General features: G+C 70.2%; 23 protein-coding genes. 5 read left to right on the top strand and 18 right to left on the bottom strand.

The window, feature by feature from the left end; all coding sequences use genetic code 11:
• Positions 1 to 47 precede the first annotated feature (47 nt).
• On the bottom strand, positions 48 to 773 hold the full coding sequence (locus ABEA24_RS01330; RefSeq protein ID WP_345428466.1) for an SDR family NAD(P)-dependent oxidoreductase: 726 nt from the start codon (positions 771 to 773) through the stop codon (positions 48 to 50).
• Positions 774 to 1,265: 492 nt separating this feature from the next.
• On the opposite strand from ABEA24_RS01330, the gene ABEA24_RS01325 reads away from it, so the two are divergent.
• Positions 1,266 to 1,388 carry a hypothetical protein gene (locus ABEA24_RS01325; RefSeq protein WP_345428465.1) on the top strand — a complete coding sequence of 41 codons (123 nt, stop codon included), beginning with the start codon at positions 1,266 to 1,268 and terminating at the stop codon, positions 1,386 to 1,388.
• 15 nt (positions 1,389 to 1,403) lie between these two features.
• Here ABEA24_RS01325 and ABEA24_RS01320 read toward each other — a convergent pair whose 3' ends face one another.
• On the bottom strand, positions 1,404 to 2,297 hold the full coding sequence (locus ABEA24_RS01320; RefSeq protein ID WP_345429599.1) for a LysR family transcriptional regulator: 894 nt from the start codon (positions 2,295 to 2,297) through the stop codon (positions 1,404 to 1,406).
• A 357-nt stretch (positions 2,298 to 2,654) separates the two neighbouring features.
• Here ABEA24_RS01320 and ABEA24_RS01315 point away from each other — a divergent pair, with 357 nt between their 5' ends.
• A complete protein-coding gene (locus tag ABEA24_RS01315; protein ID WP_345428464.1) occupies positions 2,655 to 3,407 on the top strand; it encodes an SDR family NAD(P)-dependent oxidoreductase in 753 nt (250 codons plus the stop codon).
• Between the two features lie 28 nt (positions 3,408 to 3,435).
• Here the strand turns inward: ABEA24_RS01315 and ABEA24_RS01310 are convergent, their stop codons facing one another.
• Both ABEA24_RS01310 and ABEA24_RS01305 read right to left on the bottom strand, forming a co-directional pair.
• Positions 3,436 to 5,127 (bottom strand): protein kinase domain-containing protein, encoded by a 1,692-nt coding sequence (locus ABEA24_RS01310; RefSeq protein WP_345428462.1) that lies wholly within the window; start codon positions 5,125 to 5,127, stop codon positions 3,436 to 3,438.
• A complete protein-coding gene (locus tag ABEA24_RS01305) occupies positions 5,124 to 6,665 on the bottom strand; it encodes a DUF4407 domain-containing protein (protein ID WP_345428460.1) in 1,542 nt (513 codons plus the stop codon). The genes ABEA24_RS01310 and ABEA24_RS01305 overlap by 4 nt, the downstream gene beginning before the upstream one ends.
• A gap of 474 nt (positions 6,666 to 7,139) precedes the next feature.
• On the opposite strand from ABEA24_RS01305, the gene ABEA24_RS01300 reads away from it, so the two are divergent.
• Genes ABEA24_RS01300 through ABEA24_RS01290 form a run of 3 tightly spaced genes read left to right on the top strand, consistent with a single transcriptional unit; the run spans position 7,140 to position 12,403 of the window.
• Positions 7,140 to 8,690 (top strand): hypothetical protein, encoded by a 1,551-nt coding sequence (locus tag ABEA24_RS01300; RefSeq protein WP_345428459.1) that lies wholly within the window; start codon positions 7,140 to 7,142, stop codon positions 8,688 to 8,690.
• Complete coding sequence (locus ABEA24_RS01295; protein WP_345428457.1) at positions 8,677 to 9,738, top strand: hypothetical protein; 1,062 nt, start codon at positions 8,677 to 8,679, stop codon at positions 9,736 to 9,738. The genes ABEA24_RS01300 and ABEA24_RS01295 overlap by 14 nt, the downstream gene beginning before the upstream one ends.
• Positions 9,739 to 9,754: 16 nt before the next feature.
• The gene (locus ABEA24_RS01290) at positions 9,755 to 12,403 is read left to right on the top strand and encodes a hypothetical protein (RefSeq protein WP_345428456.1); all 2,649 of its coding nucleotides are present in this window, start codon (positions 9,755 to 9,757) and stop codon (positions 12,401 to 12,403) included.
• 107 nt (positions 12,404 to 12,510) lie between these two features.
• On the opposite strand, the gene ABEA24_RS01285 is transcribed toward ABEA24_RS01290, so the two are convergent.
• The 14 genes from ABEA24_RS01285 to ABEA24_RS01220 all read right to left on the bottom strand — a co-directional run bounded on the left by ABEA24_RS01285 (position 12,511) and on the right by ABEA24_RS01220 (position 25,588).
• Positions 12,511 to 13,962, bottom strand: a complete 1,452-nt coding sequence (locus ABEA24_RS01285; protein WP_345428454.1) for a WGR domain-containing protein — start codon at positions 13,960 to 13,962, stop codon at positions 12,511 to 12,513.
• A gap of 206 nt (positions 13,963 to 14,168) precedes the next feature.
• On the bottom strand, positions 14,169 to 14,723 hold the full coding sequence (gene ssuE, locus ABEA24_RS01280; protein WP_345428453.1) for an NADPH-dependent FMN reductase: 555 nt from the start codon (positions 14,721 to 14,723) through the stop codon (positions 14,169 to 14,171).
• Positions 14,724 to 14,766: 43 nt separating this feature from the next.
• Positions 14,767 to 15,504, bottom strand: coding sequence for an alpha/beta hydrolase (locus ABEA24_RS01275; protein WP_345428452.1), 738 nt, complete (start codon positions 15,502 to 15,504; stop codon positions 14,767 to 14,769).
• Positions 15,505 to 15,521: 17 nt separating this feature from the next.
• The gene (locus tag ABEA24_RS01270) at positions 15,522 to 15,671 is read right to left on the bottom strand and encodes a hypothetical protein (protein ID WP_345428450.1); all 150 of its coding nucleotides are present in this window, start codon (positions 15,669 to 15,671) and stop codon (positions 15,522 to 15,524) included.
• A 52-nt stretch (positions 15,672 to 15,723) separates the two neighbouring features.
• Entirely contained in the window at positions 15,724 to 16,788 is a 1,065-nt protein-coding gene (locus tag ABEA24_RS01265) for an LLM class flavin-dependent oxidoreductase (protein WP_345428449.1), read from the bottom strand.
• 16 nt (positions 16,789 to 16,804) lie between these two features.
• Positions 16,805 to 17,881, bottom strand: a complete 1,077-nt coding sequence (locus tag ABEA24_RS01260; protein WP_345428448.1) for an LLM class flavin-dependent oxidoreductase — start codon at positions 17,879 to 17,881, stop codon at positions 16,805 to 16,807.
• The gene (locus ABEA24_RS01255; protein ID WP_345428446.1) at positions 17,878 to 18,864 is read right to left on the bottom strand and encodes an ABC transporter ATP-binding protein; all 987 of its coding nucleotides are present in this window, start codon (positions 18,862 to 18,864) and stop codon (positions 17,878 to 17,880) included. Before ABEA24_RS01255 ends, ABEA24_RS01260 begins: the two co-directional genes overlap by 4 nt.
• The gene (locus ABEA24_RS01250; protein ID WP_345428445.1) at positions 18,861 to 19,874 is read right to left on the bottom strand and encodes an ABC transporter ATP-binding protein; all 1,014 of its coding nucleotides are present in this window, start codon (positions 19,872 to 19,874) and stop codon (positions 18,861 to 18,863) included. Before ABEA24_RS01250 ends, ABEA24_RS01255 begins: the two co-directional genes overlap by 4 nt.
• A complete protein-coding gene (locus ABEA24_RS01245; protein ID WP_345428443.1) occupies positions 19,852 to 20,739 on the bottom strand; it encodes an ABC transporter permease in 888 nt (295 codons plus the stop codon). Before ABEA24_RS01245 ends, ABEA24_RS01250 begins: the two co-directional genes overlap by 23 nt.
• Positions 20,740 to 20,741: 2 nt before the next feature.
• The gene (locus ABEA24_RS01240) at positions 20,742 to 21,749 is read right to left on the bottom strand and encodes an ABC transporter permease (protein ID WP_345428442.1); all 1,008 of its coding nucleotides are present in this window, start codon (positions 21,747 to 21,749) and stop codon (positions 20,742 to 20,744) included.
• Positions 21,750 to 21,792: 43 nt separating this feature from the next.
• Positions 21,793 to 23,331: an ABC transporter substrate-binding protein gene (locus ABEA24_RS01235; RefSeq protein ID WP_345428441.1), complete on the bottom strand. Its 1,539-nt coding sequence runs from the start codon at positions 23,329 to 23,331 to the stop codon at positions 21,793 to 21,795.
• A gap of 387 nt (positions 23,332 to 23,718) precedes the next feature.
• Positions 23,719 to 24,606 (bottom strand): DsbA family oxidoreductase, encoded by an 888-nt coding sequence (locus ABEA24_RS01230; RefSeq protein WP_345428439.1) that lies wholly within the window; start codon positions 24,604 to 24,606, stop codon positions 23,719 to 23,721.
• A complete protein-coding gene (locus tag ABEA24_RS01225; RefSeq protein ID WP_345428438.1) occupies positions 24,603 to 25,025 on the bottom strand; it encodes a cupin domain-containing protein in 423 nt (140 codons plus the stop codon). The genes ABEA24_RS01230 and ABEA24_RS01225 overlap by 4 nt, the downstream gene beginning before the upstream one ends.
• A complete protein-coding gene (locus tag ABEA24_RS01220; RefSeq protein WP_345428436.1) occupies positions 25,025 to 25,588 on the bottom strand; it encodes an RrF2 family transcriptional regulator in 564 nt (187 codons plus the stop codon). Before ABEA24_RS01220 ends, ABEA24_RS01225 begins: the two co-directional genes overlap by 1 nt.
• Positions 25,589 to 25,638: the final 50 nt, after the last annotated feature.

The raw sequence follows: 25,638 nt of genomic DNA, 5'->3' as shown, positions 1-25,638 counted from the left end.
CCGAGTTGCCATTACCTGACAACTCGGGCCTGACCTGCACAGGTTGCTTATGGCGCGGGGGGCCCTCCTTGCACGAGTTGTGCAAACTGGCGCTCGAGGATCTTGTCCGCTCCGCCGTTCCAGATTTCCGCCAGAGGCGCTGACGCGGGATCGGGGAAAATGTCCTCCTCGCCCTTTTCCACCGCGTCGAAGATGGCCCGTGCGGCAGATTCGGGGGAGGCCTTGGGTACCTCGAGTTCGCGTACCATATCGGTGTCTATGGGGCCGGCCAGGACCGCGTGAAATCTGACCCCCTGCCCGGCGTGGAGTGCGCGCAGTGTCTGAGTCAGGGAGAACGCGGCCGCCTTTGAGATCGAGTAAGACGGGAAGGGCGGCAAGGGAGCGAGCGCGATCACCGACAGAATGTTGATGACGGCCCCGCGGGAGCGGATCAGCGCAGGCAGTAATGCCTGGGTCACGGCATTGGCGCCATAGAAGTTGACGGCCAGGTGGCGTTCGAGCACGGCGGGGTCGAACGGGAGGTCGGGCAGCATGATGCCGGCGTTGTTGATCAGGATGTCCAGCGATCCGACCTGGTCGGCGGCTGCCTGGACCTGTGCGGTGTCGGTGACATCCAGCGTCACGGGGGTGACCCGCTCGTCGGGGTGAGTCAGGGGCTGGCGGGTGCCGGCATAAACCTGCTCGGCGCCCCTGGCCAGGGCCTCGGCGGCCAGCGCCCGCCCGATGCCGCGGTTGGCCCCGGTCACCAACACGGTCTTGCCTTCGATGGTCATGTTGCTACTCCTGTTGTCTGAGTGATCGGCGGGGTCACGGCGCCGGGCTCAGGCTCGCGGTGGTGAGCGGACAGCCTGACAGTCGTCCCGGTCCTGCACCTGCTCGCCGATGCGGACTTGCAGGCAAGTCCTCCTTTGATCGGCTTTCTTTATCGCGAGACCAACAAATCGTGCCATGGCATGTGGCGCGGGTCAAGGAAAACTTGATCGACCGACAAAGAAATCTGGGGAACGTTGGATGACTACTCGCGGTAGGCCGCGCGTTCGATCCGGACACGGCACGGCGCCGCTTCTCCCAGAATGCGGAATCCCATATCAAGTACGCCGAGATAAGCAGGGAATTCTCGATCGAGCGGTACTCTGAGACTGCCGAATCTGGACAATCCGTCCGGACAAGTCCCAAGGGGGACGCTTGCGGCACGGACTCCTCCGCCGTCAGGACGTGAGTCGTCAGCCGCCGTGCTGACGGCGTGCTCGCTCCTCGTGGCGGGCGTGTTCACCATCCTCTACTGGGACGTGCGGATACTCGGCCGGCTGAACTACCTGTGGTTCCCGACCGCACCGTGGAGCCGAGCCCGCAGCTCGGCCGCAGTGACGACGAGGGCTCCGGCGTAGCGCTGCGCCGGGTTCTTATGCGGAGCTCGACGGGTCGAGGGCGACAATGAGGTGGCCCAGGTCACGGCGACGGGACTCGGTCTTCCAGGCGACCCAGGTACGCCGGACGAGCGGATGGCCGACCAGCGGGGACCAGGTGATGCCGTCGGGGACCGGCCGGGGCCAGTCCGGCGGCGCCAAGGCGAAGGCGTTCCCGGCGGCGACGGCGGCGAGTTTGACCGGCGCGATCAGCGCCTGCCCCTCCGGCGCGGGCGGCCCCATGTCAAGGCCATGACCGCGCAGGATCGCGGTGAGCTCGTCGTACCAGGCAGGGCTGCCCGAGCGGGGGAACCTCACCCAGTCCAATCCGGCGAGCGCGTCCAAGCGGATGCCGTCAGAGCCGGCGATCTTCGCGGCGTGATCGGTTGATATCAGCACGCCGAGCCGTTCCTCAACGACCTGGACAGCGTCCAGGTCCGGGCCGATGGGATGCTCGCGCACCAGGCCGACGTCGAGTTCGTCAGCGCGCAAGGCGGCCAGTTGCGCGGCGGTGGACAGATGGTAGGCCCGTACCCGGGTGGCCGGATAGGCCTCTGCCAGATCGGCGAGGGGCCGGGTGAGCAGGTCGGGCGGCAGCTCCAGCGGGATGCCGATGCGCAGTACGCCGCCGCCGGTCGCGGTGTGCCGGGCGAGAGCGGCCAGCGCCTGGTCGTGGCGGGCCAGGACGGCACGGGCCTCGTTCAGCAGAGTCAGGCCGGCCTCAGTGGCCTGCACTCCGGTGGAACTGCGCACGAGCAACTCCACCCCGAGCTCCCGTTCCAGGGCGCTGACCGTCTGGGACAGCGCCGGCTGGCTCAGATGCAGCCGGCGCGCGGCCGCGGACAAACTACCCTCTTCGGCAACCGCGACGAACGCCCGCATCTCCCGCATGTCCACACGCCGATCGAATCACGCCTGGTCAGCGCGGCGCCACACGGCCATACGCGTGGCTTGCGTCCGTTCCAGCCTCGCTTGCCAGGGGTTATTCGGGTCCGGCGCCGGCGACCGTTGAAGCGGTCTCGCCGCTTGGACTTGCCGAGGGCGCCCACGGGTCTAACGGCGCCTTATAGCGGCCAACGGGTACGCGAACGATCCAGTGGGAAGCAGCCGGCGCACTGGGCTCTTGTACACGGCGTAACCAATCACGGCTCATGGGGGCCGACTTCAGCGCGGTGACCATCACACGGTGTGACCGGCATCCAGGTCCTCGCTGGAGCGCCTCAATTTCCGAATGTGAAGGACGATCTCATGGGTTCTTTTGATCTGGCCGGACGCGTAGCCCTGGTGACCGGGGCGACCAGCGGCATTGGCGCCGCCACCGCGGCGCTGCTCGCCGAGCGAGGCGCGCACGTGCTGGTCGCGGGCCGGGACCAGGCCCGTGGCGAGACCGTGGTCGCCGCCATCCGTGACCGGGGCGGCAGGGCCGACTTCGTCGCCGCCGATCTGCGCGACGCGGAGTCGGTGCGGCAGCTCGCGCGGGAGGCCGTCGACCTGGGCGGCGGACGGGTGGACATCCTGGTCAACAACGCGGGCGTCTACCCGTTCGGCCCGACGCAGCAGACGTCGCGGAGCGATGTGGACGCCGTCTACGACCTGAACGTGAAGGCCCCGTTCCACCTGGTGGCGGCCCTCGCCCCGGCGATGGCCGAGCGCGGTCAGGGGGCGATCGTGAATGTCAGCACCATGGTCGCCGAGTACGGTGTCGCGGGCATGGCGCTGTACGGGTCGAGCAAGGCGGCGCTGAACCTGCTCACCAAGGCGTGGGCCGCCGAGTTCGGCCCACAGGGGGTCCGGGTCAACGCGGTCGAACCTGGCCCTACCCGTACCGAGACCACCGCCGGCATGGGCGACGATCTCGATGCCCTTGCGGCGCAGGCCCCGGTCGGCCGCCCGGCCGCACCAGGGGAAATCGCCGAGGCGATCGCCTACCTGGTGAGCGACGCGGCGAGTTACGTCCAAGGCGCGGTCCTGCCCGTGGACGGTGGCCGTACGGCCGTCTGACGAACACAGCCGGCGGGACACCGAATTGTCATTTCCCGGTGCTCGGGGTTTCGTTCAGGTGGCGGATGACCTGCACGGAGACTGGTTGGTCCATTTCGGCCAGGACCTGGGTGGCCCAGGAGGCCTCCACGACCGACAGGATTGAGGCGACCATTCTGGGCGGAGTGTGGGTCAGGACGCCCCGAGCCTGTTCGATGGGCATCGCGCGGACCACTGCTGCCGCTGCCGGGACCTTCGCGGACATTGTTTCGACTATGGCTCCCGCCGGCCTTACGGCCATGTGTGCGAGCACCGCCGCGGCCGGTCGGGGCTTCAACTGGAGGAGCACGCTCGACGCGACTCTTGGCGGCACGTTGTTGAACACCCGGCCGGCCTCGGCTTTGGGCATCGCTCGGATGACAGCGGCGGTGGGGCGGATGCGGGCGGACATCGCTCCGACCACGGCTCCGGCGGGTTTGTGCGCCATCCGGGACAGGATCTCGGCGGCTCGGGTCGACGGTAGCGCCAGCAGTACGGCCGCGGCGGTCCTGGGCTGTGCGTGATCCAGTACGCCTGCGGCGTCTTCGGTGGACATCGCGCTCATCATGCGGGCGGCGGCCGTGGTTTCGGACGCCATGTCGTCCAGGACGCCGCCGGCGGCGCGCGGGCCCATCCTGGCCATGATCATGACGGCTCGTGTCGGTTCCCCGGCTGCCATGACGGCGAAGGGCGACAAGGGAGCGCTCCGGCCGTCGGGTTCGGCCGGCGCTGGGCCTCCCGGCCGGATCGGCTGCTCGGGCGCGCTGAGTCCCGGCTCGGGCCTCTGGTGGCCCGGGTCCGGACGGCCGGGGTCCGGTTTCGGCGGTTCGGGGCGGGGCGGTAGGCCGCAGATGTAGACCGACGTGCTCTCGGCGACGATTCGGCCTAGTAGCTGCGCTACCTCGTCCGCAGCCATCCGTGCGTTGGACTTCTTCCTGAGGAGGCCTTCGATCACCGGGCGGAGGCGGTGTGCGCCGGTCAGGGGCGCCGGGGCCTCAGACTCGGAGGTTATCGCGAGCATGATCGCGATGTCCTTGTCGCGGTGGTACGGCGAGTGTCCCTGCACTGCCGTGTAGAGCGTTGCGCCCAATGACCACATATCGGAGGCGGGGCCGACCTTGCCGCTCGCCATGATGCGTTCCGGGGCCATGTACGCGACCGTGCCGATCACGGAGCCCTCACGGGTGATGGGGCTGTGGCCCTCGATGGTCGCGATCCCGAAGTCCGCCAGCATCACCTCGTCCGGCGTACGGCCGATGAGGATGTTGGCGGGCTTGACGTCGCGGTGCAGCACGCCCTCGGCGTGGGCGACACGCAGTGCGTCCAGTACGCGCAGACCTATCTCGGCGATGTAGCGCTCGGTGAGCGACTCGGGCGATTTCTGGATCAGATCGGCGAGAGAGTGTCCCGCGACGTACTCCATCACGATCCACGGGTCCCCATTCTCTTTGAGGACGTCGTAGATCCGTACGATGCCGCCGTGCTGGAGGCGGGCGGCTGCCACCGCCTCGCGCCAGGCTCTGACTCTCAGTTGGTCGCGTTCCTCGGCGCCACCGCCGTGCGGAAGAACGATCTCCTTCAGCGCTACGCGGCGGTCGAGGATCTCGTCGTGGGCGAGCCAGACGCCGCCCATCCCACCCTGGCCGAGCTTGGAAGTGAGCCGATAGCGCCCGGCGATCACCTTTCCGGGGCGGCCTCTCATCCGGCGCGCTCGTCGCCCGGGAAGTCCGGGTCGTCGGGGAAGAGCTCACCGGTCTCGGGCACGGTCTCGTCCGGCGTGGTGGGACGCGCCGGGACGAACGATGAGTCGTCACCTCGGATCGGCGTGTCGCGTATGCTCCACAGCTTTCGGTGCTCCCAGGTGTCCGGCGGCCGCGGTATGGGCCGTACCTGTGCGTGGTCGAGAGGTTCGCTCACGGAGGGCGATTCGCTCGGCATTTCGACGGTGCCCGATCGTGGCCCGCTGTCCCAGATCCGGCTGACGTCGTCCCCGTCCACGTCGCCGGACAGCTCCTGAAGGTGCACTTTCTTGAGCTTTTCAGTGGCCACCCTTACCAGGACGTCTTCCTCCAGCGCCAGGATCTTCTCGTAGCTGTTCGGCGGGCCGAAGGTGTGCAGGAGCTTGACGATGACGGGCAGACATTCGATCGCCGTGATGAACAGGAACAGCAGTATCTGCGCGGAACGCAGCGTGCCGTTCTTCTTGGCGACCTGATCGAGTGCCTGGAGCCTGATGAGCAGCCCCTTGGACGCTTTGTTGCTCGCGTCGTACGCCCGCTGACGGGCCTGCTGTTGCTGCTGGAGGGTCTGGAGCTGCCGCTGTACGCCCGGGAGCGCCGAGCGCGCATAGGCGACCCGTGCCTGCCTGCCGTTGCTGTCGGTGGCGGTGAGCTCGCGCTTGCGGGCCTCGATCTGGTTATTGAGGTCGTCCAGGTCGCTCTGCGCCCGCCGATAGCTCGTCTCCTTGGCCTTGGCCAACGGGCCGTCACCGACCGGTTTGCACGGGCCATAGAGCTGGCACTGCCAGTCCTTGAACTGCGCGTTGGCCGTCTTCGCCTGAGCATCGCGCTGCTTGGTGAGCCCGACGACCTTTGGATCGGAGGCCGGGTCGATCGGATCATCACCGCCCGAGGAGATGACATGCTGCAGCCGCTGCGCCTGCCCCTGAAGCGCAGTGATCTCTTTTCCGACGGCGCCGTTGACTTGATCCTTGTTGAAGGCGTTGGCCTGGTTCTCCTGGATCTGGACGATCTGTACATCGATCTCCGGCTTGAATATCTGGAGGACCAGCGGCGTGGAGATGACCAACCCGAACAACAGCGCGAGCACGAGTCGCGGAAGGGCTGGAATGAAATTCTTCCACGCGCTTTCGCGTCGCTGAATAGAAGTCACGAGCCACCGGTCGAGTCTCATGATCGCCAGACTCCACGCCAGACCGAAGCCGATCGCGATGGGCAGTGCGACCATGAGTGCGGTGTTGAGTGCGAAGGTCATTGAGATGCCGGCCATCACCGATGTGATGAGCACGGCACTGCCGATGCCTTCGTATTTTCCGTAGTCGGTGGGGCAGCGGGCCAAGACCTCGGGGCGGGCCCCGGAAAGCCAGATCAGAAAACGTCTCACGTGCACTCTCTCTGATGGGCGAGGCCATGGACGCGAAGACCATGCCCAACACCCGTCGCATATGCCGAGTGTCGTTCGGGGTAGGGGCGGATGGCTCTCCCGATGACCGGGCTGCATCCGGTCGAGTCCATGAGGCTACCTCGCGGTTTGTGCGTCATCTGTGCAGAAAGACACACTTGTCTGTATGATCATATCCGTATGATCGCCCCAGGATGGACTCCCTCACATTCGACGTCGGCACGTCCGAAACGGATTCAATGATCAAGGCCAACCTGAGGATCGTTGTCCGAAATGCCCGAAAATAGACCTCTTGCCTGGTGTGGAGTAGACCCCGAAGATGACTCCACCCCTGCGGCTTCGGCCGGTGGCCCAAGCGATCCAGCCGGCGGTGGTGCGGGTTCCGAGGGGGGACCAAGCCGTCCGGGGTGTCCGGTCTGTGGGCGACCGTGGGACGGCGAACCGATCTGCCGTGCCTGCGGGTGGGCCCGTCGTCCTCCGGGTACCGGCGGGGAGGGCGAGCTTGAGGCGGCACGTCGCGCCTTCGACGCCATCGCGGCCGCACGGGTCTTCCCGGACGAGAGTGGGCGGCGGATGCCGTGTATCCGCGGCGGCATTCCGGACCGCGACGAATGGGAACGGGCCGTACGCGCCGCGCGTCCCGACGTCGCTCCGGAGGGTGTGCCGGCCGAGATCCTCCACCAGGCGGTGGCCACGCTGAACGGCTCCGACCGGCTGACCGTCATCGAGGTGACCGACAAGGGCGTCGGCACCACGCAGGTGGGTGTCGGGCCACTGGGATGGCTCGAGGTCATGCCGGCGCGCGACCTGGCCGACTGGAAAGACCTGCTGCCGATGCTCTCCCCGGACCCGGTCGTACGGTCCTTCCAGCTCGCCGGCGGCATCGCGGCGTTCGAGCACGAGCAGCTGTGGGCCACGCTGGAACGCGCACTCGCCGCGCTCATCCAGGTGGGCCGGCCTGTCGTGATCGTCTCAACGGTGTCCGGCTGGACTCTGCCCGAGTGGGCGGTGGCGTTCCTGGCGCGCCGGCACGAGCCGGCGTCGTCGGTGCGGGGCTCGTCGATGTCATTGGGCCCGCTGCTGGGGCGGCTGGTCGAGGACTCCGTACTGCACCAGCCGTACGAACTCGTGGTCGCCGCGGTGCATCCGACGAGCCGCGAGGTGATGTTGCAGTCCCGCCAGCTCTTCGCGGTGGGCGCGCGGCCCGGCGACGAGACCGTCCTGCCGGTGCGCTGCGTCTCGTCCGACGAGAACGGCACCGTGCTCGCCACCGTCACCTGGCATGACGGCGATCCGCGGCTGCTGTCCACCGAGTCGGTCAAGCTGCGCCCGGGGACGTATCGGCTGCGCGCGGTGCTGGACGGGCCGGCACGCGTCCGGTTCGTCGAACCTGCGGGCGTGGCACCGGACGAACGGCGATGGTCGGAGCTGCTGAGCCTGATCCCCCAGCGGCTCGAGCCGTCCGTGGCAGCCGTGGACCTGGTCTGCGGGGTGGAATTGGGCGGTGGCCGCGAGGCGGTGGACGCCCGGCTCCGCCTGATCCGTGAGCTGATCAAGCTCCTGGATGAGGAGTGCCCAGAGCCCGACCTGCTCCGGATCGCGATCCTCGGCTACGGCGACCACGCGCTCGACTCGCGGCTGGATGACCGCCGAGTGGTCCACGGAGCGTGGCTGGCCCCCGCCGCAGAGGCGCTCACCACGTTGACGCGGCTACGCGCGGTCGAGTCGGAATATCACGAGGCAGCGCCGGTCGAGGACATGCTCTTCGAGGCCGTCGGCCGCATCGTGCCCACGGCCGGGGAGCGAAAGACCGTGCTGATGACCGTCGGCGGTCGCCCGCCGCACCCGCCGAGGGCCAACGAGAACAGCGTGCTGCCCTGCCCGTACGGCCGTGACTGGAGCAAGCTGCTCCGCATGCTGGAGCGGAACACCGACGTCTCCCGCATCGCCGTTGTCGACCGGCTGAACACGCAGGACCGGTCGACGTGGCTCCGGCTGGGCGCCAAGGCGCTGCACGAGCTGCCCGAGGCCGAACCCCGTCGGCTCGGCGTGGACATCGGCGTGCTCGTGCCACGCGTCCAGAGACTTCCCTTCCCACTGCTCGACCAGGATGACCAGGAATGAGGCGATGGTGACCCTCCGCGAGACGCCCCCAGGCCGGCCGGGCCCGCAGCGGGTGATGCGACGTATCGGGCTGTGGGGCGCACCCGGCAGCGGGAAGACCTCCTTTCTCGCCGCGCTCAACGTGGCCGTGACCCAGAGCCGGCAGGACTGGGCACTCGTCGGGGTGAACGACGATTCCGTCGCGTTCCTGACCGAGAGCACCTCGGCACTCACCGATCGGCGCCGCTTTCCCCGCGCCACCGAGAGCATGGCCGAGCTGAGCTGGGTGATGATGTCGGAGAGCGAGGTCCGTACGGGCGGGCGCTGGCGCAAGGAGATCGTGAAGGTGCCGCTGCAGTTCCACGTCGACCTCCTCGACGCGCCGGGCGACAACTTCAAGAGCGAGGCCAGGACCGACGACGACGCGGCGACGCTCAAGGATCTCGGCTTTGACGAGGACGAGAGCGGTGACGAGTCCCGGTCGGACACCGAGCGGCTGATCGACAACCTGGCGGCCTGTGACGGCATCGTCTATCTCTACGACCCGGTCCGGGAGAAGGAGAAGGGCGACGCGTACAAGTACTTCCAGGGCACGCTGGCGCAGATCGCCCGGCGGGCGTTGCAGGATCGCCGCTTCGACGGTCCCCATCTGCCGCATCATCTGGCGGTCTGCATCACCAAGTTCGACGAGCCGCGCGTCTACGAGACCGCCAACCGGCGGGGCTATCTGACCGTCGACGTCGATGACGACCACATGTTCCCCCGGGTGCACGAGGACAACGCCGAGGATCTCTTCGAGGACCTGTGCAAGGTGTCGCCGACCGGCAGCGCCGCCCTGGTACGCAAGAGCATCAAGCGCTACTTCCACGACAGCCGGGTCCGCTACTTCGCGACTTCCTCGGTCGGCTTCTACCTGGGAAAGGCGGTCCGTTTTAGAGCCGCCGACTATCAGAACGTGGTGCCCGACGGACACGGCGGCCACAAGATCCGGGGCGCCGTTTACCCGATCAACGTGCTGGAGCCGTTGCTGTGGCTGGGCCAGCAGCTCGCCGGCCCCACGACCTACTGAGCGGGCGAGAGAAACGATGGCGTGGATCGAAGCGGAGTGGGCGCTCTGGGGGAAGCCGCCCGGAGAGCGGGACGACTATTCGGTCACGGCCGCCAGCCGTGGGCGCTACCAGCCCGCTCAGTTCAAGGAGATCATCGCGCGGTTCACCCCTGGCACTCCCGACTCGCCGGAGGCGCTGCCCCGGGTCACGCTCAGCTGGGTCGGCGCGAATGACGACGCCCACCTCGGGCTGGCGATACAGACGTGGACCGGGGACAAGGACGGCGTGGGCCGGGACATCGCCGAGACCAGGTACTTCTGCGTGCCGTACCGGCAGCTCAGCGCGCACCCGGTGTCCTATGTCGAGCTGTACGAGGCGCTGAAGGACCTGTCACCGCGCGACCACGGCTCTCAGCCGATCCGCGTTCAGGTGCCGGAACTCGACCCCGGACGGCTCGCCGCGGACATCGCGGCGCTCGGCGAGCAGACCGTACGCGAGACGGCGGCCCTGCTGCTGATCCCTCGCCGCGCGGTCTGCGTCGTACGGGCCGAGCAGACGAAGCTGCTCGAACGGCTGCGGTTCCTGGACGCGGTGATCTCGCTGCTGCCGTACGGCTACCGCACCAGGTTCACGGCCTCCACGTGGACCAACAGCGCCACGCGGCACCGCATCAGGCTGTCGTTCGCCAGACGGGCACGGGACGAGACTCAGCCGGTCATCTGGCGAGGCTCGGGCCACGTACCGCACGATGAGGCGGCCGCGTTCGCCTACCTCGAGCGGCTCGACGCGCTGCTGACCGGCGGCCGGGAGCCGTCATGGATCATCGGCCGGCTGGCGGCCGAGATCGAGCCCAGACGGTTCGAGGATTCGACGCACGCCGTACAGGCACTGGAACGGCTCGAACGGCCACGTCTCGTGATCGAGCGCATCCGGGCGGACGACGGTGATCCCGCCGAAGTACGCGAGCTGCTGGACAGCGGCCAGATCATCGACCTGGAGCCGGACGACCGCCGCAAGGCCCTGGGCTATCTCATCGGCCTGGGCGAGCACGAGGACTTTCCGCGGATCGAACACTGGCTGCCGATCATCGCGAAGGGCGATCCGGCGCTGCTGGTCGACAGTCTGATCGATACCGCCAAGCGGCTGCTGTGGGCGCCGAGCAGCCGGCGGGTACGGCACTACCTGGTCTGGGCCGAGCGTCTCGCGTGCACCGACAGGTTCCTGGCCGGCCTGATCCTGTCGCCCGCCCGCCGCGAGGATCTGGAGGGTGGCCTGTACGGCCTCGCCGAGATGCTCTACGAGGAGGTCATCGCCACCGGGCAGACCAGTGAGTACGGCCAGAGCCTGGTCGCTCTCTCGCAGAACCCGGCAGCCGTCTGTGAGTTGATCGCCCGGCTCGCCGAGGGCCGGGCTCCGCATCTGCGCTCCGGGCTGGACTGGCTGACGCCCGTCAAGCCCGAGTTGACGCACCCCTTTCACATGGTGCTGGCCCGCTCTCCGCGAGCCCCAAGCCGTGGCGACATCGAGATACTGGCCGGGTACGGCCGCAACTGCGTCCGCGCACTACTGGGCGCGGCGTGCCACAGGCGCCGGCTGCACCTGGTCCTGCAGCCCTTCATCGAATGGCTGAACACCCGGGGTCCCCTAAGACCGGACGAACAGAGCTACTGGGCCGAACGTCTGGGTGATCTCAATCCGGATGACCCCGCCATGCGAGGGGCCCTCGACGTGCTCCGTCTGGCCACCGCGGCACTCCCGAACGCGATGATGAACGTGGCCACCAGGGACTGGGCCCACTACGCCGACGGCTTCGTGAACCACTGGGAGATCGAGGTCTGGAACCCCGGCAACCGGGCCCACCTGCTCTCCGGGATGAGCACGTACCTGCGGGGGATGCGATGGCAGATCCACAGTGGCCGGGCCGATGACGTCCTGTCCCTGACCGAACGGCTGACCGAGCGCGCTGCTCCCCAGGACGCCGCCCAGCTCATTCAGGCTCTCGTCACCAGCCTCTCGGAGGCGCCCGACCTGACCTCCGATCCGGACGCCCGCGACTGGCTCGACCGGATGCGCCGGCAATATCCGCCGGAGACCGTGCCCCGTACGAAGTTCATGGAGCCGCCCCCGGTGCGGCCCCACGGCTCCGCGGCGCCGCCCCTCTATCCCCCGGCACGGCTCGGGGACGAGGTCGAGACCGTCGTCGGCCGCTGCATCGCCGCGTTTCACCACGGGCAGCCGTTCGAATGGGTCTTGGACGGTCTCGCACGCACGCAGGCGATCGCGTCGGGGACGAGCGCGCTCCAGGTCGTCGGAAGGCTGTACGACGGCCTGATCACGTTCGGCACACCGCGCGAGGTCGCGTACGACTGGGCGATGGCGTTGGCCGACCGGGTCGTGGGGGGAGAGTTCGGACAGGAGGTCGCCGCCGATTTCCACCGTGAGGTCAGGCGATCCAGCCTGTTCGAGGCGATGTTCCGCATCAATCTCATTGCCACGGTGGCCGACCAGGGGATGGAGCGGCCGCTGGACCTCACCGACGACGACCGCCGCCATCTCAAGGAGATCCGGGACCATACGGATCTGATGCTCAAGAAGTCGACGCAGACGGGCAGCCGGTGGGCGCGGCGCCCGGCGATCCTGCGTCGTGGCGATGCCGGTGATCCGGAGCGCGACGACCGGATCTGACCTCGAACCCCGACGGCCTCGCCGCCGCGCGGGGTGTACGGGCCGCGGGTGAGCGGGATTCCCGGCTCGCCGTCGACCGGATCACCCCGCTCGTCGACCGGGCGTCGTCAGGCGAGGCGGTGGATGTCGCCGTAGGCGCGGTAGAAACCGCCGCGGCCGGACTCGCGTACCTCGCTGACGACGTAACGGGCGCCGCGCTCGCGGATCCCCTTCGGGAACTGAACCCGCCAGCTCTGGTCGAAGCCGGGAGAGACCACGCGGACTCGAAGATGGCCGTGCTCTTCGAAGCACTCCACGACGATGCCGCCGCTGCTGTCATGGACGACGTCGACGGTGGCCGACGGGGTGACCGTCTCGACCGCGGCCGGCGCCTTGACGTCGACGACGTCGGGGACCGAGCCCTGCTCCGCCGCCCTGATGGCCTCCTCGCTCGCATCGATGCAGGCCAGCGAGCCGTCCGTGGTCACGATGTACAGACGCTTGTCGTGGTACTGCATGGAGTAGGCGGCGCCGCAGCCGGTGCCGAGCTTCCACAGCCGGGTGCCCGTCTCGTCGAAGCAGTAGATCGATCCGTGGCCGTCCCCGGCGAAGACGTACCGGCCGTCCTCCGCGGTCGCGCAGGAGAAGACCGGTGCGTCGCAGTCGTAGGTCCGCTCCCGGCCGCCGTCCTTGCGCAGCCGCACCACCGTCCGGGTCGTGGTCCCCGCGTAGACCGTCGACCGCTCCTGCCAGCCGAAGAGCACCGGCCCGGTGGACTGGTGCCACAGCTCCTTGCCGGTACGCCAGTCGTAGCTGGTGACGCCGCCGCTGTGACCGTGGTGAACGGCGGCGGCGTCACAACGCACCATCCAGCCCTGCGTCCCGCGGCCCTGCCGGCGCCACAGGAACTCGTCCTCGTGGTCGATCGCGACGACGCCACCGCGGGCGTCGGACACGCCGAGGATGCCGTCGTGGATGTCGAGCCAGTAGATGTCGATGTCCGGGGAGATCTGGTAAGCCAGCCTGGGCACCTTTCCGGACAGGTCATAGACGTTGCCGTCGTCGCAGCCCGCGTAGAGCCAGGCGTCGTCGGCGACGATGCACTTCACACCGTCGGGCAGCCGAACCTGCTGCACGACCTGGGCATCATGCGTCAGTGACGTGATCAGACCGGCCTCGTTGCCCACCATGCACAGCCGGTCGTCGATGAAGATCCCGAACGCGGCGGAGCCCGAGGCGTATCGCCACAGGACCGGAGCCCGCCGCGTCGCCGCGCGGCGGGCGGGGGCCGACCCGCCATGGGCGCTCATGGCCTGGCCACGGGAAATGCCCCGCTTCTTTCGGGCTCCGCGTACGGCGGGGGCGTAGCCCTTCCGGACCTTTTCCCCAATCTTCTTCGCGGCCGTCTCTCTCGCTTTTGCCTCATCCGGGAACGTGCTGGTCTTGCTCTGCCCGGCGTCGCCGATCCGGCCGTACCGGATGGTCATCGTCGCGCCGTCGACCGTGACCTCATAGAACTTGTGCGCTCCATCGCCCTCTTGGGAGAGTTCGAGATAGGTGGTCTCTTGGGTCGTTTGCACGGTTTTCGGGCCTTCCAACGGGGATTCGGGAGACGAGGGCCGAGAAGGCGGATAAACGTCGCCTTCCGCATCGACAGCCCAAACCGTACAAGCCGGGGATGACATTTTTCCGGGGTTGAGGACCCTTTCAGGGGAGCCCGTCCGCGATGTCCGGCAGCCGGGCCGTGCTGATCGTCGGCGCCGTCGTCGCTGACGGGGTCGGGTGCTCAGCCGGCCTTCGCCAGTCGTGGGGCGCGGCCGGTGGCCGTGGAGAACTGGTCGATCAGGCGGCCGAGGGCCTCATCGGTGCTCGTCTCGATGGTGGTCGTCCCGTCCTCGTGCACGGTGATGTCGCGGTCCAGGACGAACCAGCCCTGAACGATGTGGTCGGCGCCCATCGACGTCAGTACGGGGCGCAGGGCGTAGTCGATGGCCAGGACATGTGCCGTGGACCCGCCGGTGGCCAGGGGCAGGATCGTCTTGCCCGTCAGCGCGAACTGCGGGAGCAGGTCCAGCAGGGACTTCAGCAGGCCGGAGTAGGCGGCCTTGTAGACGGGTGTGCCGATGACGACCCCGTCGGCGCGGTCGAACAGTGCGGTGGCCGCGACGATGGCGGGGTGCCCGAAATCGGCTCCGAGCAGGGCGTCGCCGGGCAGGGTGCGGACGTCCAGGGTGGTGATCTGGTGGCCGTCGGCGGTGAGCCGTTCCGCCACGTGGGTGAGGAGCCGGGCGGTGCGGGAGGTGGCGGACGGGCTTCCGGAGACGGTCAGGATGCTGGCCATGGTGATCTCGCCTCGTTGTCGGGAGGTGGGACGGGAATCGGTCTCAGCTGAGGGTCTCGACGGTGACGACAGGGGCTTGGTCCGGGCCGGAGCGCAGGCGTTCGAGCCACTGGACGATGTGGGCGGCGACACTGCGGTGGTCGATGTCGTTGAGGACGTCGTGCCGTCCTCCGCGTACGACGCCCAGTTCGGCTCCCGGTAGCCGGGCGGCGATCGAGCGGGCGATCTCCGGTGCGGTGACCGGGTCCGCGTCGCCGTGCAGGAGGAGTACGGGCAGGTCGATCCGGTCGAGCGGAAGCTCCGCGGACAACAACGCGGGCGGCAACGGTCCGGACAGCGCGCCGCGGACGAAGCGGTCGTCCTCGGTCAGCCGTCGCCGGTGCGTGGGGCAGGCGGTACGCGCTTCGAGCTCGTCGTCCCACGAGAGCCGGGGCGGCGTACCCAGGTCGGCGAGGCCGGCGAGGATGACGCCGGCCGGCGGGCGGGCCGACGCGGCGGCCACGGCGAGGGCCTGGAGGGCACCGGTGTCCGAGCCGGCCACGACGAGAGGGCCGGTCACGGGCGTCTCGCTCACGAGCCGGGTCAGGAGGTCGAGGTCGTCGCCGGGCGTGCTGTCGGCGGCGTGTACGGCGTAGCCGTCGGCGGACAGCCGTCGGCCCAGCCGCTCGTAGACGCCGCTGTGCTCGCCTCGGCCGGGGAACAGCACCACGGTGCCGCGTTGGTGCAGCTCCGGCGCGGGGAGCCAGGTACGTACGGCCGGCAGGGTGCCGGGTTCGGTCATGGTCGGTTCCTCAGCTGTCAGGGGGCGACACGGGCGAGTGCCGTGCGGCCGGCCGCGGCGGTGATGGCGTCGTCCTGTGGGGTGTGGACTCGGGAGCACAGCACGTCCCGGTAGTGGCGTTGCAGGGCGTTGTTACTGATCAGTCCGTTGTCGCCGACGAGCGCCACGGCTGCTCGACTGCGGTGATGGCCGCGTGGGTGCCGAAGGACGGTCACCTGGTCAGACCAGCGCCGCGTCGTTCGCGCGCAGCAGCGGTACCAGGCGCCGTCCCCAGTCGACGACGTCCTCGAGCGGGTCGAAGCCGCGGATCAGGATCGTGTCGATGCCGACCCGGCGGTACCCGTCCAGGGCCTCCGCGACCTGCTCGGCCGTGCCGACCAGCGCGGTGGAGTTGCCGCCCGGGCCGGTCAGCGCGGTGATGCCGTACCAGAGCCGCTCGTCGTGGCGTTCGCTCTCGGCCGCCTGCTCCTGGAGCCGGGCCGAGCCCACCGAGGTCGACATCCGGAACGCGTGGTCCTCACCGGTCCGTGCGGCGGTGAGCGCGCGGATCCGCTCGGCCCGCTCCCAGGCCGCGTCCTCGGTGTCGGCGATGATCGGCCGGACCGAGAGGCTGAACCGGAGCGTACGGCCGTGCGCGGCGGCGGCCTCGCGCAGCGCGGCGATCCGTTCGGCGATCAGCTGCCGCGGCTCGCCCCACAGCATGTAGACGTCGGCGTGCCGGATGCCGACCTCGATCGCCGCGGGCGAAGCGCCACCGAAGTACAGCGGGATGCCCTCCGGTGTGGCCGGCTTGACCGTGCTGAAGGCGTTCTCCACCTGGTAGAACTCGCCGCTGTGGTCGAACGGCCGGTCCGACTCCCACACGCGCCGCAGCAGGCTCATGAACTCGGCCGTCCGCGCGTACCGCCGGTCGTGGTCGGCGAAGTCGCCGTCGCGTTTCTGGTCGGCCTCGTCGCCGCCGGTGATGTGGTGGATGGCGACCCGGCCGCCGCCGGTCAGGTGGTCGAGCGTGGCGAGCTTGCGGGCGACGAGGGTGGGGGCGACGAAGCCGGGCCGGTGCGCGATCAGCACCTTGAGCCGGGTCGTGGCGTTCAGGACGTGCGCGGCGACGGCGAACCCGTCCGGGCCGGTCGCGCCGTACCCGATGAGGACCCGGTCGAAGCCGGCGGCCTCGTGCGCCTGGGCGAACCTCGTCAGGTAGTCGGCGTCGATGGTGCCGAAGTAGTCGCCGTGCGTCTCGGACGCGTCGCGCGTCCCGACCATGCCGAGGAGTTCGAAGGTCATCTCTGCTTCCGTTTCTCTAGGCGGGTGCGCCGGTCAGGGTCTGCTCGCGGACCAGGCGGACGAGGTTCCCGTAGTCGGTGGCGTCGGCGAGCGGGGTGAACCCGCGGATCAGCAGGGTGCCGACGCCGAGATTGACGTAGTCGAGCAGGGACTCGGCGACCTGTTCGTAGCTGCCGACCAGGGCGGTGGAGTTCCCGGCGGCTCCGGTCTCCTTGGCGATCGCGGTCCACAGCCGCTTGTCGTGCACCTCGGCCTGGTCGGCGAAGTCCAGCAGCCGCCGGCTGCCCTCCTGCGCGGAGCCGTCGATGTTGAAGACCTTCTTCAGCTCCCCGACCCGTTCCTTGGTGAGCCGGAGGATGTCGCGGGCCCGTTCCCACGCCTCGGCCTCGGTCGCGGCCGGGATGGGCCGCAGGCTGACGCTGAACCGCGGGTCGCGCCCGTACGGGGCGGCCGCGGCGCGTACCTCGGCGATGCGTTCGGCGATGCCGGCCAGCGGCTCGCCCCAGAAGGCGTACACGTCGGCGTGCTTGCCTCCGACCCGTACGGCGTCCGCGGAGGCGCCGCCGAAGTAGACCGGGACGCGGCCGTCCGGGCGCAAGTGGGTGAATCCGCCGCGTACCTGGTAGAACTCCCCGTCGTAGTCGAACGGCCGGGCGGACTCCCACTCCAGGCGCAGCACGTCGAGGAACTCGTCCGTACGCCGGTAGCGCGTCGGCTTGTCGCTGATGTCGCCGTCCCGCGCCTGGTCCGCGTCGTCGCCGCCGGTGATCACGTGCAGCGCGACGCGGCCCGGATGGAAGGCGTCGAGGGTGGCGAACTTGCGCGCCGCCAGGGTGGGCGCGACGAAGCCGGGCCGGTGCGCCAGCAGCACGCCGAGCCGGTCGGTGCCCGTGAGCACCTGGTCCGCGACGATGAACCCGTCCGGGCTGGCCGACGAGTGCGCGACCAGCACCCGGTCGAACCCCGCGTCCTCGTGCGCCTTGGCGAGCGCCCGCAGGTACTCCGCGTTCACCACCGGGCCGTCGGCCGCTTTCTCGACCTCGGTCTCGGTGTGCGCCTGGGTGGCGGCGATGCCGATGAACTCGATGCTCATGTCAGTGCTCCTCTTGTCCGCCCGACCAGGTCGGGCCAGGTGTCGGCGTGGTGGCAGGCCACGGCCCGGCCACCCGTACGTGCTTCGCGCCGCGGCTCGACGGCGCACTCGGTGGTGGCGAACGGGCACAGCGCGGCGTACCGGCACCCGTCGCCGTGCGGCCACGGCTCCCGGTCCAGGGGCGGGCGCAGGCTCGCGGCCGGCCGGCCGAGCGGACGTTCGCCGATGCTCGGGGCCGAGGCGACCAGCAGCGCGGTGTACGGGTGGGCGGGGTCGCCGAACACCTCGCCGACCGGGCCCTGCTCCACCAGCCGCCCGCCGAACAGCACCGCGACCCGGTCCACCGCCCCGGCCAGCGACGTCAGGTCATGGGAGATCATCACGATCGCGACGCCGAGCTCGCGGCGCAGCCGGTCCAGCAGCAGCAGGACACGGTTGCGGCTGGAGGCGTCCAGGGCGCTGACCGGCTCGTCGCACAGCAGGAGCTTCGGGCGTACCGCGATGGCACGGGCCAGGGCGACGCGCTGGCGCTGCCCGCCGGAGATCTGCCCGGGCCGGCGGGAGCCGAGCGCGGGGTCGAGGCCGACGCGGGTCAGCGCCTCGTCCACGCGTTCGGCCTGCTCGGACCGCGTGAGGCCGCCGGCGACGGTCAGCCCCTCGGCGACGATCGCCGCCACGGTCAGGTCCGGGTCGAGGGAACGCAACGGGTCCTGGAAGACCAGCTGGATCCCGCCCGCCCGGCGGAACGCGCGCAGCCGCCGCCCCCGCAGCGCCGTCACCTCCGTGCCGTCGAACGTGACCCGCCCCGCCTCCGCCGGGGCGAGGCCGACCACGGCGCGTACCAGCGTCGTCTTGCCCGAGCCGGTCTCCCCGACCACGCCGACGATCTCCCCGGGCCGTACGCTCAGGCTCACGTCGGACAGCACCCGGCCGGACCGGCGGCCGTACGAGACCGAGAGCCCGTCGACGTCCAGCAGGGTCATGACTCCTCCCCGGCGTCGATCCGTACGCACCGGGCCGCACGCCCGGCGCCCGCCGGGCGCAGCGCCACCGGTCCGGCCGTGCACCGGTCCTCGGCGTACGGGCACCGGTCGGCGAAGCGGCAGCCGGGCAGCTCCGCGCCGGTCGCCGGAGGCTGCCCAGGCAGCACCTCCACCGAGCCGGGCGTGGCGACCCGCAGCAGCGCCTCGGTGTACGGGTGGGCCGGCGACCGCAGCACCCGCTCGGTCGGGCCCGACTCCACGAGCTCCCCGGCGTAGAACACGAGCACCCGGTCGCAGGTCTCGGCGACCACGGCGAGATCGTGCGTGACCAGCAGCAGCGACAGGCCGCGCTCGGCCCGCAGCCGCGCGAGCAGGTCCAGCACCTCGGCCTGGACCACCACGTCCAGCGCGGTCGTCGCCTCGTCGGCGATGAGCAGGTCCGGCTCTCCGCCGATCGCGATCGCGATGAGAACCCGCTGCAGCATTCCGCCGGACAGCTCGTCGGGGTACCGGTGATAGACCCTGTCAGGGTCGCGCAGGCCGACCGAGTCGAGCAGCTCGACGGCACGGCTACGTGCCTGGTCCTTCGGCAGCCCGGCGGCCACCCGGAGCGACTCGGTGAGCTGGCGGCCCACCGTGATCGACGGGTTGAGGTACGACGCGGGGTCCTGGAAGACCGCGCCGAGGCTGCGGCCGCGTACGCCGTCCCACTCGCGGCGCGTCAGCGCGGTCAGCTCGACGCCGGCCAGGTCGACCGTCCCGGCGCTGACCGCGCAGCCCTTCGGCAGCACGCCCAGGATCGAGCGGCAGGTCAGCGTCTTGCCGCTGCCGGACTCGCCGACCAGGCCGACGGACTCGCCGCGTCGGACGGTGAAGGACACGTCGCGGACGGCCTCGGCGGCGCCGTCGCCGACCGTGACGTGCAGGCCGCCGACGCGGAGCAGTGGAGTGGCCGGTGCGGCGGTGGGCCGGGGCTCGGCTCGGGTCTCAGCGGACGGCGACGGCGGCATCGGGCACCTCCTGGACGGAGCCGGGCTGGGTCGGCGAGGAGTCCACGACGGGCAGGTCGGCGCTGTCGCTGATCGCGTCGGCGATGGCGTTCAGCGCGCCCACCGTGATCATGATCGTGAGGGCGGGGATGAACGGGGCCCACGGCTGCTGAGCCAGGAAGCTCAGGTCGTCGGCCAGCATGCCGCCCCACGTGGGCGCCGGTGGCTGCACCCCGATGCCCAGGAAGCTCAGTGACTGCACGGCGAGCAGGCACTCGGCGCTCGCCTGCGCCGCGGTGACCGCGATGGTCGGAAGGATCTTGCTCCACAGGTGCGTGCGCAGGATCCACAGCCGGCTCGCGCCGAAGAGCTCGGCCGCCTCGACGTACTGGGCACGGAGCAGGGCGAGCGAGGCGGCCCGGCTCACCCGGAAGAAGATCGGGGAGTACAGCAGCCCGATGGCGAGCATCGCCTGGGTCAGGCCGTTGCCGAGCACACCGACCACGGCCACCACGAACACGACGTACGGCAGGGTCTGCAGCGAGTCGACGAACCGCAGCGACGCCCATTCGTACCCCCGGCCCAGCCAGAGCGAGCCGATGCCCAGGACGATCCCGACCAGCAGCGCCGTGCCGACCGCCTCCAGCGTCGCGACGATGGACGAGGAGGTGCCGGCGACGAGCCGGCTGAGCACGTCCCGGCCGATTCCGTCGGTCCCGAGGAGGTGACCGGCGCTCGGACCGGACAGCACGTGCGCCGAGTCCTGGGCCAGCGGGTCGAGGGGCGCGAGCCAGTGGCCGAACACGGCGGCCACCGCGACGACGGCCAGGACGACGGCCGACAGCCGGGCCGACCGCAGCCGCAGCGCGCGACGGAGAGTACGCACGGCTACCTCCTCGCCTGCGGGGTGAACCGGGCGAGCAGGGCGCCGAGGACCAGGTTGCACACCAGTACGGTGGTCACGGTCACCAGCAGCGTCCCCTGGATCACCGGGATGTCGTGCCGCTCCGACGACTGGAGGGTCAGCAGCGCGACGCCCGGCAGGTTGAAGATCCGCTCGGTGGGCACCGAGCCGCTGAGCAGCGCCGGCACGCCGACCGTCAGAATGCCCAGCGCCGGTCCCAAGGCGTTGCGCAGCGCGTGCCGCAGCAGCACCCTCCGGCGCGACAGACCGCGCACGGTCGCCCCGACGACGTAGTTCTCCCGCAGCGTGGCGACCAGCGAGGTCCGCAACTGCCGGGCGACGTGGGCCGCCAGGGTGAGGCTCAGCGCGAAGGACGGCATGAGCAGGCACCGGAACCACTGGACCGGGTCGGTGCCGAAGCTCACGTATCCGCCGGCCGGCAGGATCCGCAGGGTCGCCGAGAACACCACGATCAGGACGATGCCCATGACGAACCCGGGGATCGTGCTGAGGACGGAGCAGACCGCGGTGACCGAGCGGTCCAGCCGCCCGCCGCCGTTCAGCGCCGCCGCGATCCCGGCCGTACCGCCGATCAGCACGGCGAACAGCGCGGCCAGACCGGTGATGCCGAGGTCCACCGGCAGCGCCTGCCGGATACTGGCGGCGACCGGGATCGAGGTGAAGTACGAGGTGCCGAGGTCGCCGGTGAAGGCGTGACCCAGCCAGGTCGCGTACTGCACCACCAGCGGCCGGTCCAGCCCGAACTGGTGGTTCATGCGGGTGATGTCCGCCGGGGTGGCGGTCTCGCCGAGCACGGCCGCGGCCGGGTTGGTCTTCGACAGCGCGCCGAGCGCGTACGTGCCGAACGAGGTGATGAGGAAGACCGTGGCCGTGGTGACCAGCATCCGCAGCACCTTGCGGGCCCAGCCGGACAGCCACCGGGTCTCGGCGACCGCGGCACCGGGCCGCGGCACCGCGACGACGGCGCTCATCGGGTGCTCCGATCCGGGGCGTTCCCGTGACGATCCGGGGCGTTCATGTGACCGTGACCCCCTCGAACCGCTGGACGACGGTGTCCTTCGGCAGCGGCGACACCGACTTGGTGTGCGCGAGGATCCGCGGCGTCGTGAACAGGAAGACGTTCGGCATCGTGCGTACGGCCACGGCGGTCGCGGCCTGCACCACCTGCGGGTACTTCGGATCGTCCAGCGGCGTCTGGACGATCTTCTGGACCGCCGCGGTCAGCTCCGGTGACGTGGTGCGGCCCGGGTTCATCAGGCCCTCGGAGCCGAACAGCACCTGGAACGTCTGCGCGGTCGAGTCGCGGCCGGCGAACCCGTCCACGGCCAGCGCCTTGGAATGCTGGATGTAGATGATCTGCGTGGCCTCGGCCTGCGGAATCGTCTCGATCGTCGGCTTGAATCCCGCCGCCTGAAGCTGGGCCTGGAGCTGCTGCGGGAGGTTGCCGGGAGCCGAGGCGGTGATGGTGACCGGTGCCCCGATGCCGTACTTGGACTTGGCGAGGAGCTGGCGGGCCTTGGCCGGGTCGTAGGCGTAGACGCCCTCCAGCTCCGGGTCGTATCCCACGTAGCCCTTGGGGAACGGCTGGTAGGAGACCTCGCCGACGCCGAACTGCTGGGTCTTCAGCAGCGCCGCGCGGTCCACCGCGAACTTCAGCGCCAGCGCCGCGTTGGGGTCGTCGAACGGCGGCTTGGTGACGTTGACGTCCAGCACCGAGACCACGAGGGACGGGATCACCTGGACCTCGAGCCCGGCGGCCTTGGCCGCGGCGACCTGGCTGCCCGGGATCTGGGCGACGTTGTAGCGGCCGGACTGCAGCCCGGCGATCACCGTGGCGGCGTCCGGCAGCGGGAAGAGCTGGAAGTTCGCCACCTTGATCGAGGCGGCGTCCCAGTAGTTCGGGTTGCGCTTGAGGGTCGCCTGGGAGTTCTCGACGTACGAGGTCAGGGTGTACGGGCCGGCGCCGGCCGGCTTGGTGGCCAGTCCGGCGGCGTTGCGCTCGAACGCCGCCGGGTTGACCACCATGCCGGTCTTGCCGGCGAACAGGCTGGGGATCTGGTAGTTCGGTGACCTGAGGTCGATGACGACGGTCGTGGGGTCCGGGGCGCTGACGGTCTTGATGTCGGCGAGCTGCGCGGCGATCAGCGACTTGGGCGCGTCGCGTCCGCGTTCGATGCTCTTCTTCACCGCGGTCGCGTCGAGCGTCGTGCCGTCGCTGAACTTCAGGCCGGGCCGCAGCTTGAACGTGACGCGGCTGCCCTTCTCGCTGTACGCCCACGACTCGGCGAGGGCCGGGACCGCCTTGCCCTGCGAGTCGTGCTTGGTGAGCCCGGCGTACACGAGGGAGAGGGCGTGCACGTCCCAGCCCGCCGACGACGTCACCGGGTCCCACGACGTGGGCAGGGCCCAGCCCCACTTGAGCGTGTCGGCCGAGGCCCCGCCGGAACCCGCCGCGCCGCCGGAGCCGCAGGCGGCGAGCAGGAGCGACGAGCCGGTGGCGAGGCCGAGCCCCAGGAAGGAGCGTCTGCTGGGTTCGGAGAGAGCGGTGTTCATGGGGGGTCGAGTCCACCTTTCGCGAACGGTCGGGGGTACCGGAGGGACGGCGGGTCGCGCGGCGATGTCCCGGGGACGGCGCGTGGCGGTCTCCGGAGGAGTCGTGAGAAGAGGGGGATCTCCGCGGCGGTGGGGAGATCAGGAGAGAGGGAGAAGTCCGGCGTGCGGAGCGGTCGCGCGGGAGGGGGCTCCGCCGACGGCGGTGGCCCCGGGGCCCGCTGCTACCGACACAGGGCGCTGGAGGTACGCCGGTAGTCGACGAAGCGGCAGACCACGCCCGGATGCGTCGAAGTCATACCTATATGGTCGCTTTGGTAGGAAATCCTGTCAATAGCTACCTAGATGTGTCTTATATGCGACCTGCGCTCATGCGCTCCGAGGCGGAGGTCAGAGGCGGGAGACCGGGTGGGTGGCGGCCTCCACCGGGTGCAGCCAGACGGGCCCGCCGGCACCGTCGAACCGGACGGCGCCGCGCGGCGGAGCGGCCGAGCCGGCCAGCAGGATGAGCTCCGGACCGGTCAGGCTGCGGTGGCGTTCCAGGAGCTCCTCGGGGGTACGGGGCGGGACCTCCAGGCACAGCCCGGGCGCCACACGCGCGGCCGCCTCGACGTACTCGCCGAGCTCCCGCCAGCCCGGCACCACCGCCCGTCCGGCGGGGCCGGTGAACACCAGGGTGGGCAGGGCGAACCGGTACCGCCCGCCGACCTCCTTCGCCGCACCCGGATGCGGACCGGCCCCCTCCACAGTGAGCACCTCGGGGTACGGCTCCCGGGTCTCCGTCCAGTCGCGGCGGACCGCGGAACGCACGTCGTCGGAGACGAGGTCGCGGACGAGCCGGGCATGGTCCAGGCCGGGCACTCCGGTCACCGCGTCGAGCACGCCCTCCACGTCGTCGGCGGGCGCGCCCAGCAGGAAGGTGGTCTCGCGCAGCCGGCGCAGGACGAAGGCGGCCGTCTGGGCGCCCTGCGCCTCGGCCGCCTTGGCCGCGAGGGAGGAGGGCCAACTGCTCCGCGCCACCCACCGCAGCCGCGAGGCGTACGGCGCTCCGGTGTGCGCGGCGATGCCGGCGATGTAGCGGTGGTACCAGGCGGCCTCCGCGTCGGGGTCCGGCGCCGGATCGTCGTCATCGTCGAACAGGATCCCGTAGACGCGGCGCCAGGCGGCCACGCCGTCCAGCGCGGCGCGGAGCCAGCGGAACTTCGGCTCCGAACCCCACGCCCACGGGCACGCGGGGTCGGTGAACTCCACGACGGTCAGCGGGCCGTCCGCGGTCATGACCGGTCGACCGGCGACCACAGACTGGGCAGGTTCACCACGACGCCCTCCTGGCTGCTGCGCGAGATGATGACGACCGCCTCGGTGTCGCCGGGGTTCTCCTCGCGGTGCGGAGCGTACGGCGGGACGAAGACGAAGTCGCCGGGCTCGGTCTCCAGGCGCACCTCGGTGTCACCGTCGGCGAAGACGAACACCGGGTTGCCGGACACGACGTAGATCGAGGTCTCCGTGTCGCCGTGATGGTGGTCGCCGGAGTTGGTCTCGGGTGCCACCAGGGTCTTGCCCGTCCAGAGCTTCGACGAGCCGACCGTCTTGCCGGAGATGGCCTCCAGCCGGGTCATGCCCATGGTCTGACCGGTGTCCCCGGTCAGCTGCGCACCGCGGATGTGCCGCAGCTCGCCGTGCCAGTCGTCCGCCATCAGAGGGCTCCCATCGGTGTCGTCACGCTAGGGCCTGTCTCGAAGCCCCGCTGTCCTACTGCGCGGTGTCCAGGCGGCGCCTGGACACCGCTCGCTACGGACGGGGACTTCGAGACAGGCCCGAGGGCCGCGTCGCGCAGCAACGACACGGCCGGCTCGGGTGGATCGTCCGCCAGCAGGTCGGCCAGGCTCACGCCGGCCAGGATGTCCTCGAACCGTTTCCGCACTCCGGCCCACAGCTCCGACAGCCGGGCGGCCGGGCCCGGGTAACTCTGGTCGCCGAGGCTCTCCCCGTGCACGGTCATCAGCTGGCCGTCGACCGCGGCGACGACGGCCGCCAGCGAGATCGAGGCCGCGTCGCGACTCAGCCAGTACCCGCCCTCGCAGCCGCGCTGGCTGCGCACCAGTTCGGCCTGTCGCAGGTCGCGGAAGACCGCCTTGAGGAACCGGTGCGGGATGCCCTGCGACTGGGCGATGGCTTCACAGGTGAGCGGCCGGCCGGTGTCGGCGGCCAGCTCCAGGAGCGCACGGATCGCGTAGTCCGCTCGCGCCGAGATTCGCATGGTGTCTTACGCTATCAAATTAGCCACCTTCCGGTATCTATTGGGGGGAA

The sequence above is a fragment of the Actinoallomurus vinaceus genome (genome assembly GCF_039542055.1).
GTDB classification, from domain to species: Bacteria; Actinomycetota; Actinomycetes; order Streptosporangiales; family Streptosporangiaceae; genus Actinoallomurus; species Actinoallomurus vinaceus.
Note: the sequence above shows the minus strand (reverse complement) of the source record. Positions and strands in the feature narration are given on the sequence as shown.

Bases quoted from the DNA above. Each gene is read 5' to 3' on its own strand.
- ABEA24_RS01225 (WP_345428438.1), bottom strand. From the start codon at position 25,025: ATGGCGGACGACTGGCACGGCGAGCTGCGGCACATCCGCGGTGCGCAG.
- ABEA24_RS01265 (WP_345428449.1), bottom strand. From the start codon at position 16,788: ATGACCTTCGAACTCCTCGGCATGGTCGGGACGCGCGACGCGTCCGAG.
- ABEA24_RS01230 (WP_345428439.1), bottom strand. From the start codon at position 24,606: ATGACCGCGGACGGCCCGCTGACCGTCGTGGAGTTCACCGACCCCGCG.
- ABEA24_RS01320 (WP_345429599.1), bottom strand. From the start codon at position 2,297: ATGCGGGAGATGCGGGCGTTCGTCGCGGTTGCCGAAGAGGGTAGTTTG.
- ABEA24_RS01260 (WP_345428448.1), bottom strand. From the start codon at position 17,881: ATGAGCATCGAGTTCATCGGCATCGCCGCCACCCAGGCGCACACCGAG.
- ABEA24_RS01220 (WP_345428436.1), bottom strand. From the start codon at position 25,588: ATGCGAATCTCGGCGCGAGCGGACTACGCGATCCGTGCGCTCCTGGAG.
- ABEA24_RS01310 (WP_345428462.1), bottom strand. From the start codon at position 5,127: ATGAGAGGCCGCCCCGGAAAGGTGATCGCCGGGCGCTATCGGCTCACT.
- ABEA24_RS01290 (WP_345428456.1), top strand. From the start codon at position 9,755: ATGGCGTGGATCGAAGCGGAGTGGGCGCTCTGGGGGAAGCCGCCCGGA.
- ABEA24_RS01255 (WP_345428446.1), bottom strand. From the start codon at position 18,864: ATGACCCTGCTGGACGTCGACGGGCTCTCGGTCTCGTACGGCCGCCGG.
- ABEA24_RS01305 (WP_345428460.1), bottom strand. From the start codon at position 6,665: ATGCAGCCCGGTCATCGGGAGAGCCATCCGCCCCTACCCCGAACGACA.
- ABEA24_RS01235 (WP_345428441.1), bottom strand. From the start codon at position 23,331: ATGAACACCGCTCTCTCCGAACCCAGCAGACGCTCCTTCCTGGGGCTC.
- ABEA24_RS01240 (WP_345428442.1), bottom strand. From the start codon at position 21,749: ATGAGCGCCGTCGTCGCGGTGCCGCGGCCCGGTGCCGCGGTCGCCGAG.
- ABEA24_RS01275 (WP_345428452.1), bottom strand. From the start codon at position 15,504: ATGACCGAACCCGGCACCCTGCCGGCCGTACGTACCTGGCTCCCCGCG.
- ABEA24_RS01300 (WP_345428459.1), top strand. From the start codon at position 7,140: ATGCCGTGTATCCGCGGCGGCATTCCGGACCGCGACGAATGGGAACGG.
- ABEA24_RS01330 (WP_345428466.1), bottom strand. From the start codon at position 773: ATGACCATCGAAGGCAAGACCGTGTTGGTGACCGGGGCCAACCGCGGC.
- ABEA24_RS01250 (WP_345428445.1), bottom strand. From the start codon at position 19,874: ATGCCGCCGTCGCCGTCCGCTGAGACCCGAGCCGAGCCCCGGCCCACC.
- ssuE (WP_345428453.1), bottom strand. From the start codon at position 14,723: ATGGCCAGCATCCTGACCGTCTCCGGAAGCCCGTCCGCCACCTCCCGC.
- ABEA24_RS01315 (WP_345428464.1), top strand. From the start codon at position 2,655: ATGGGTTCTTTTGATCTGGCCGGACGCGTAGCCCTGGTGACCGGGGCG.
- ABEA24_RS01295 (WP_345428457.1), top strand. From the start codon at position 8,677: ATGACCAGGAATGAGGCGATGGTGACCCTCCGCGAGACGCCCCCAGGC.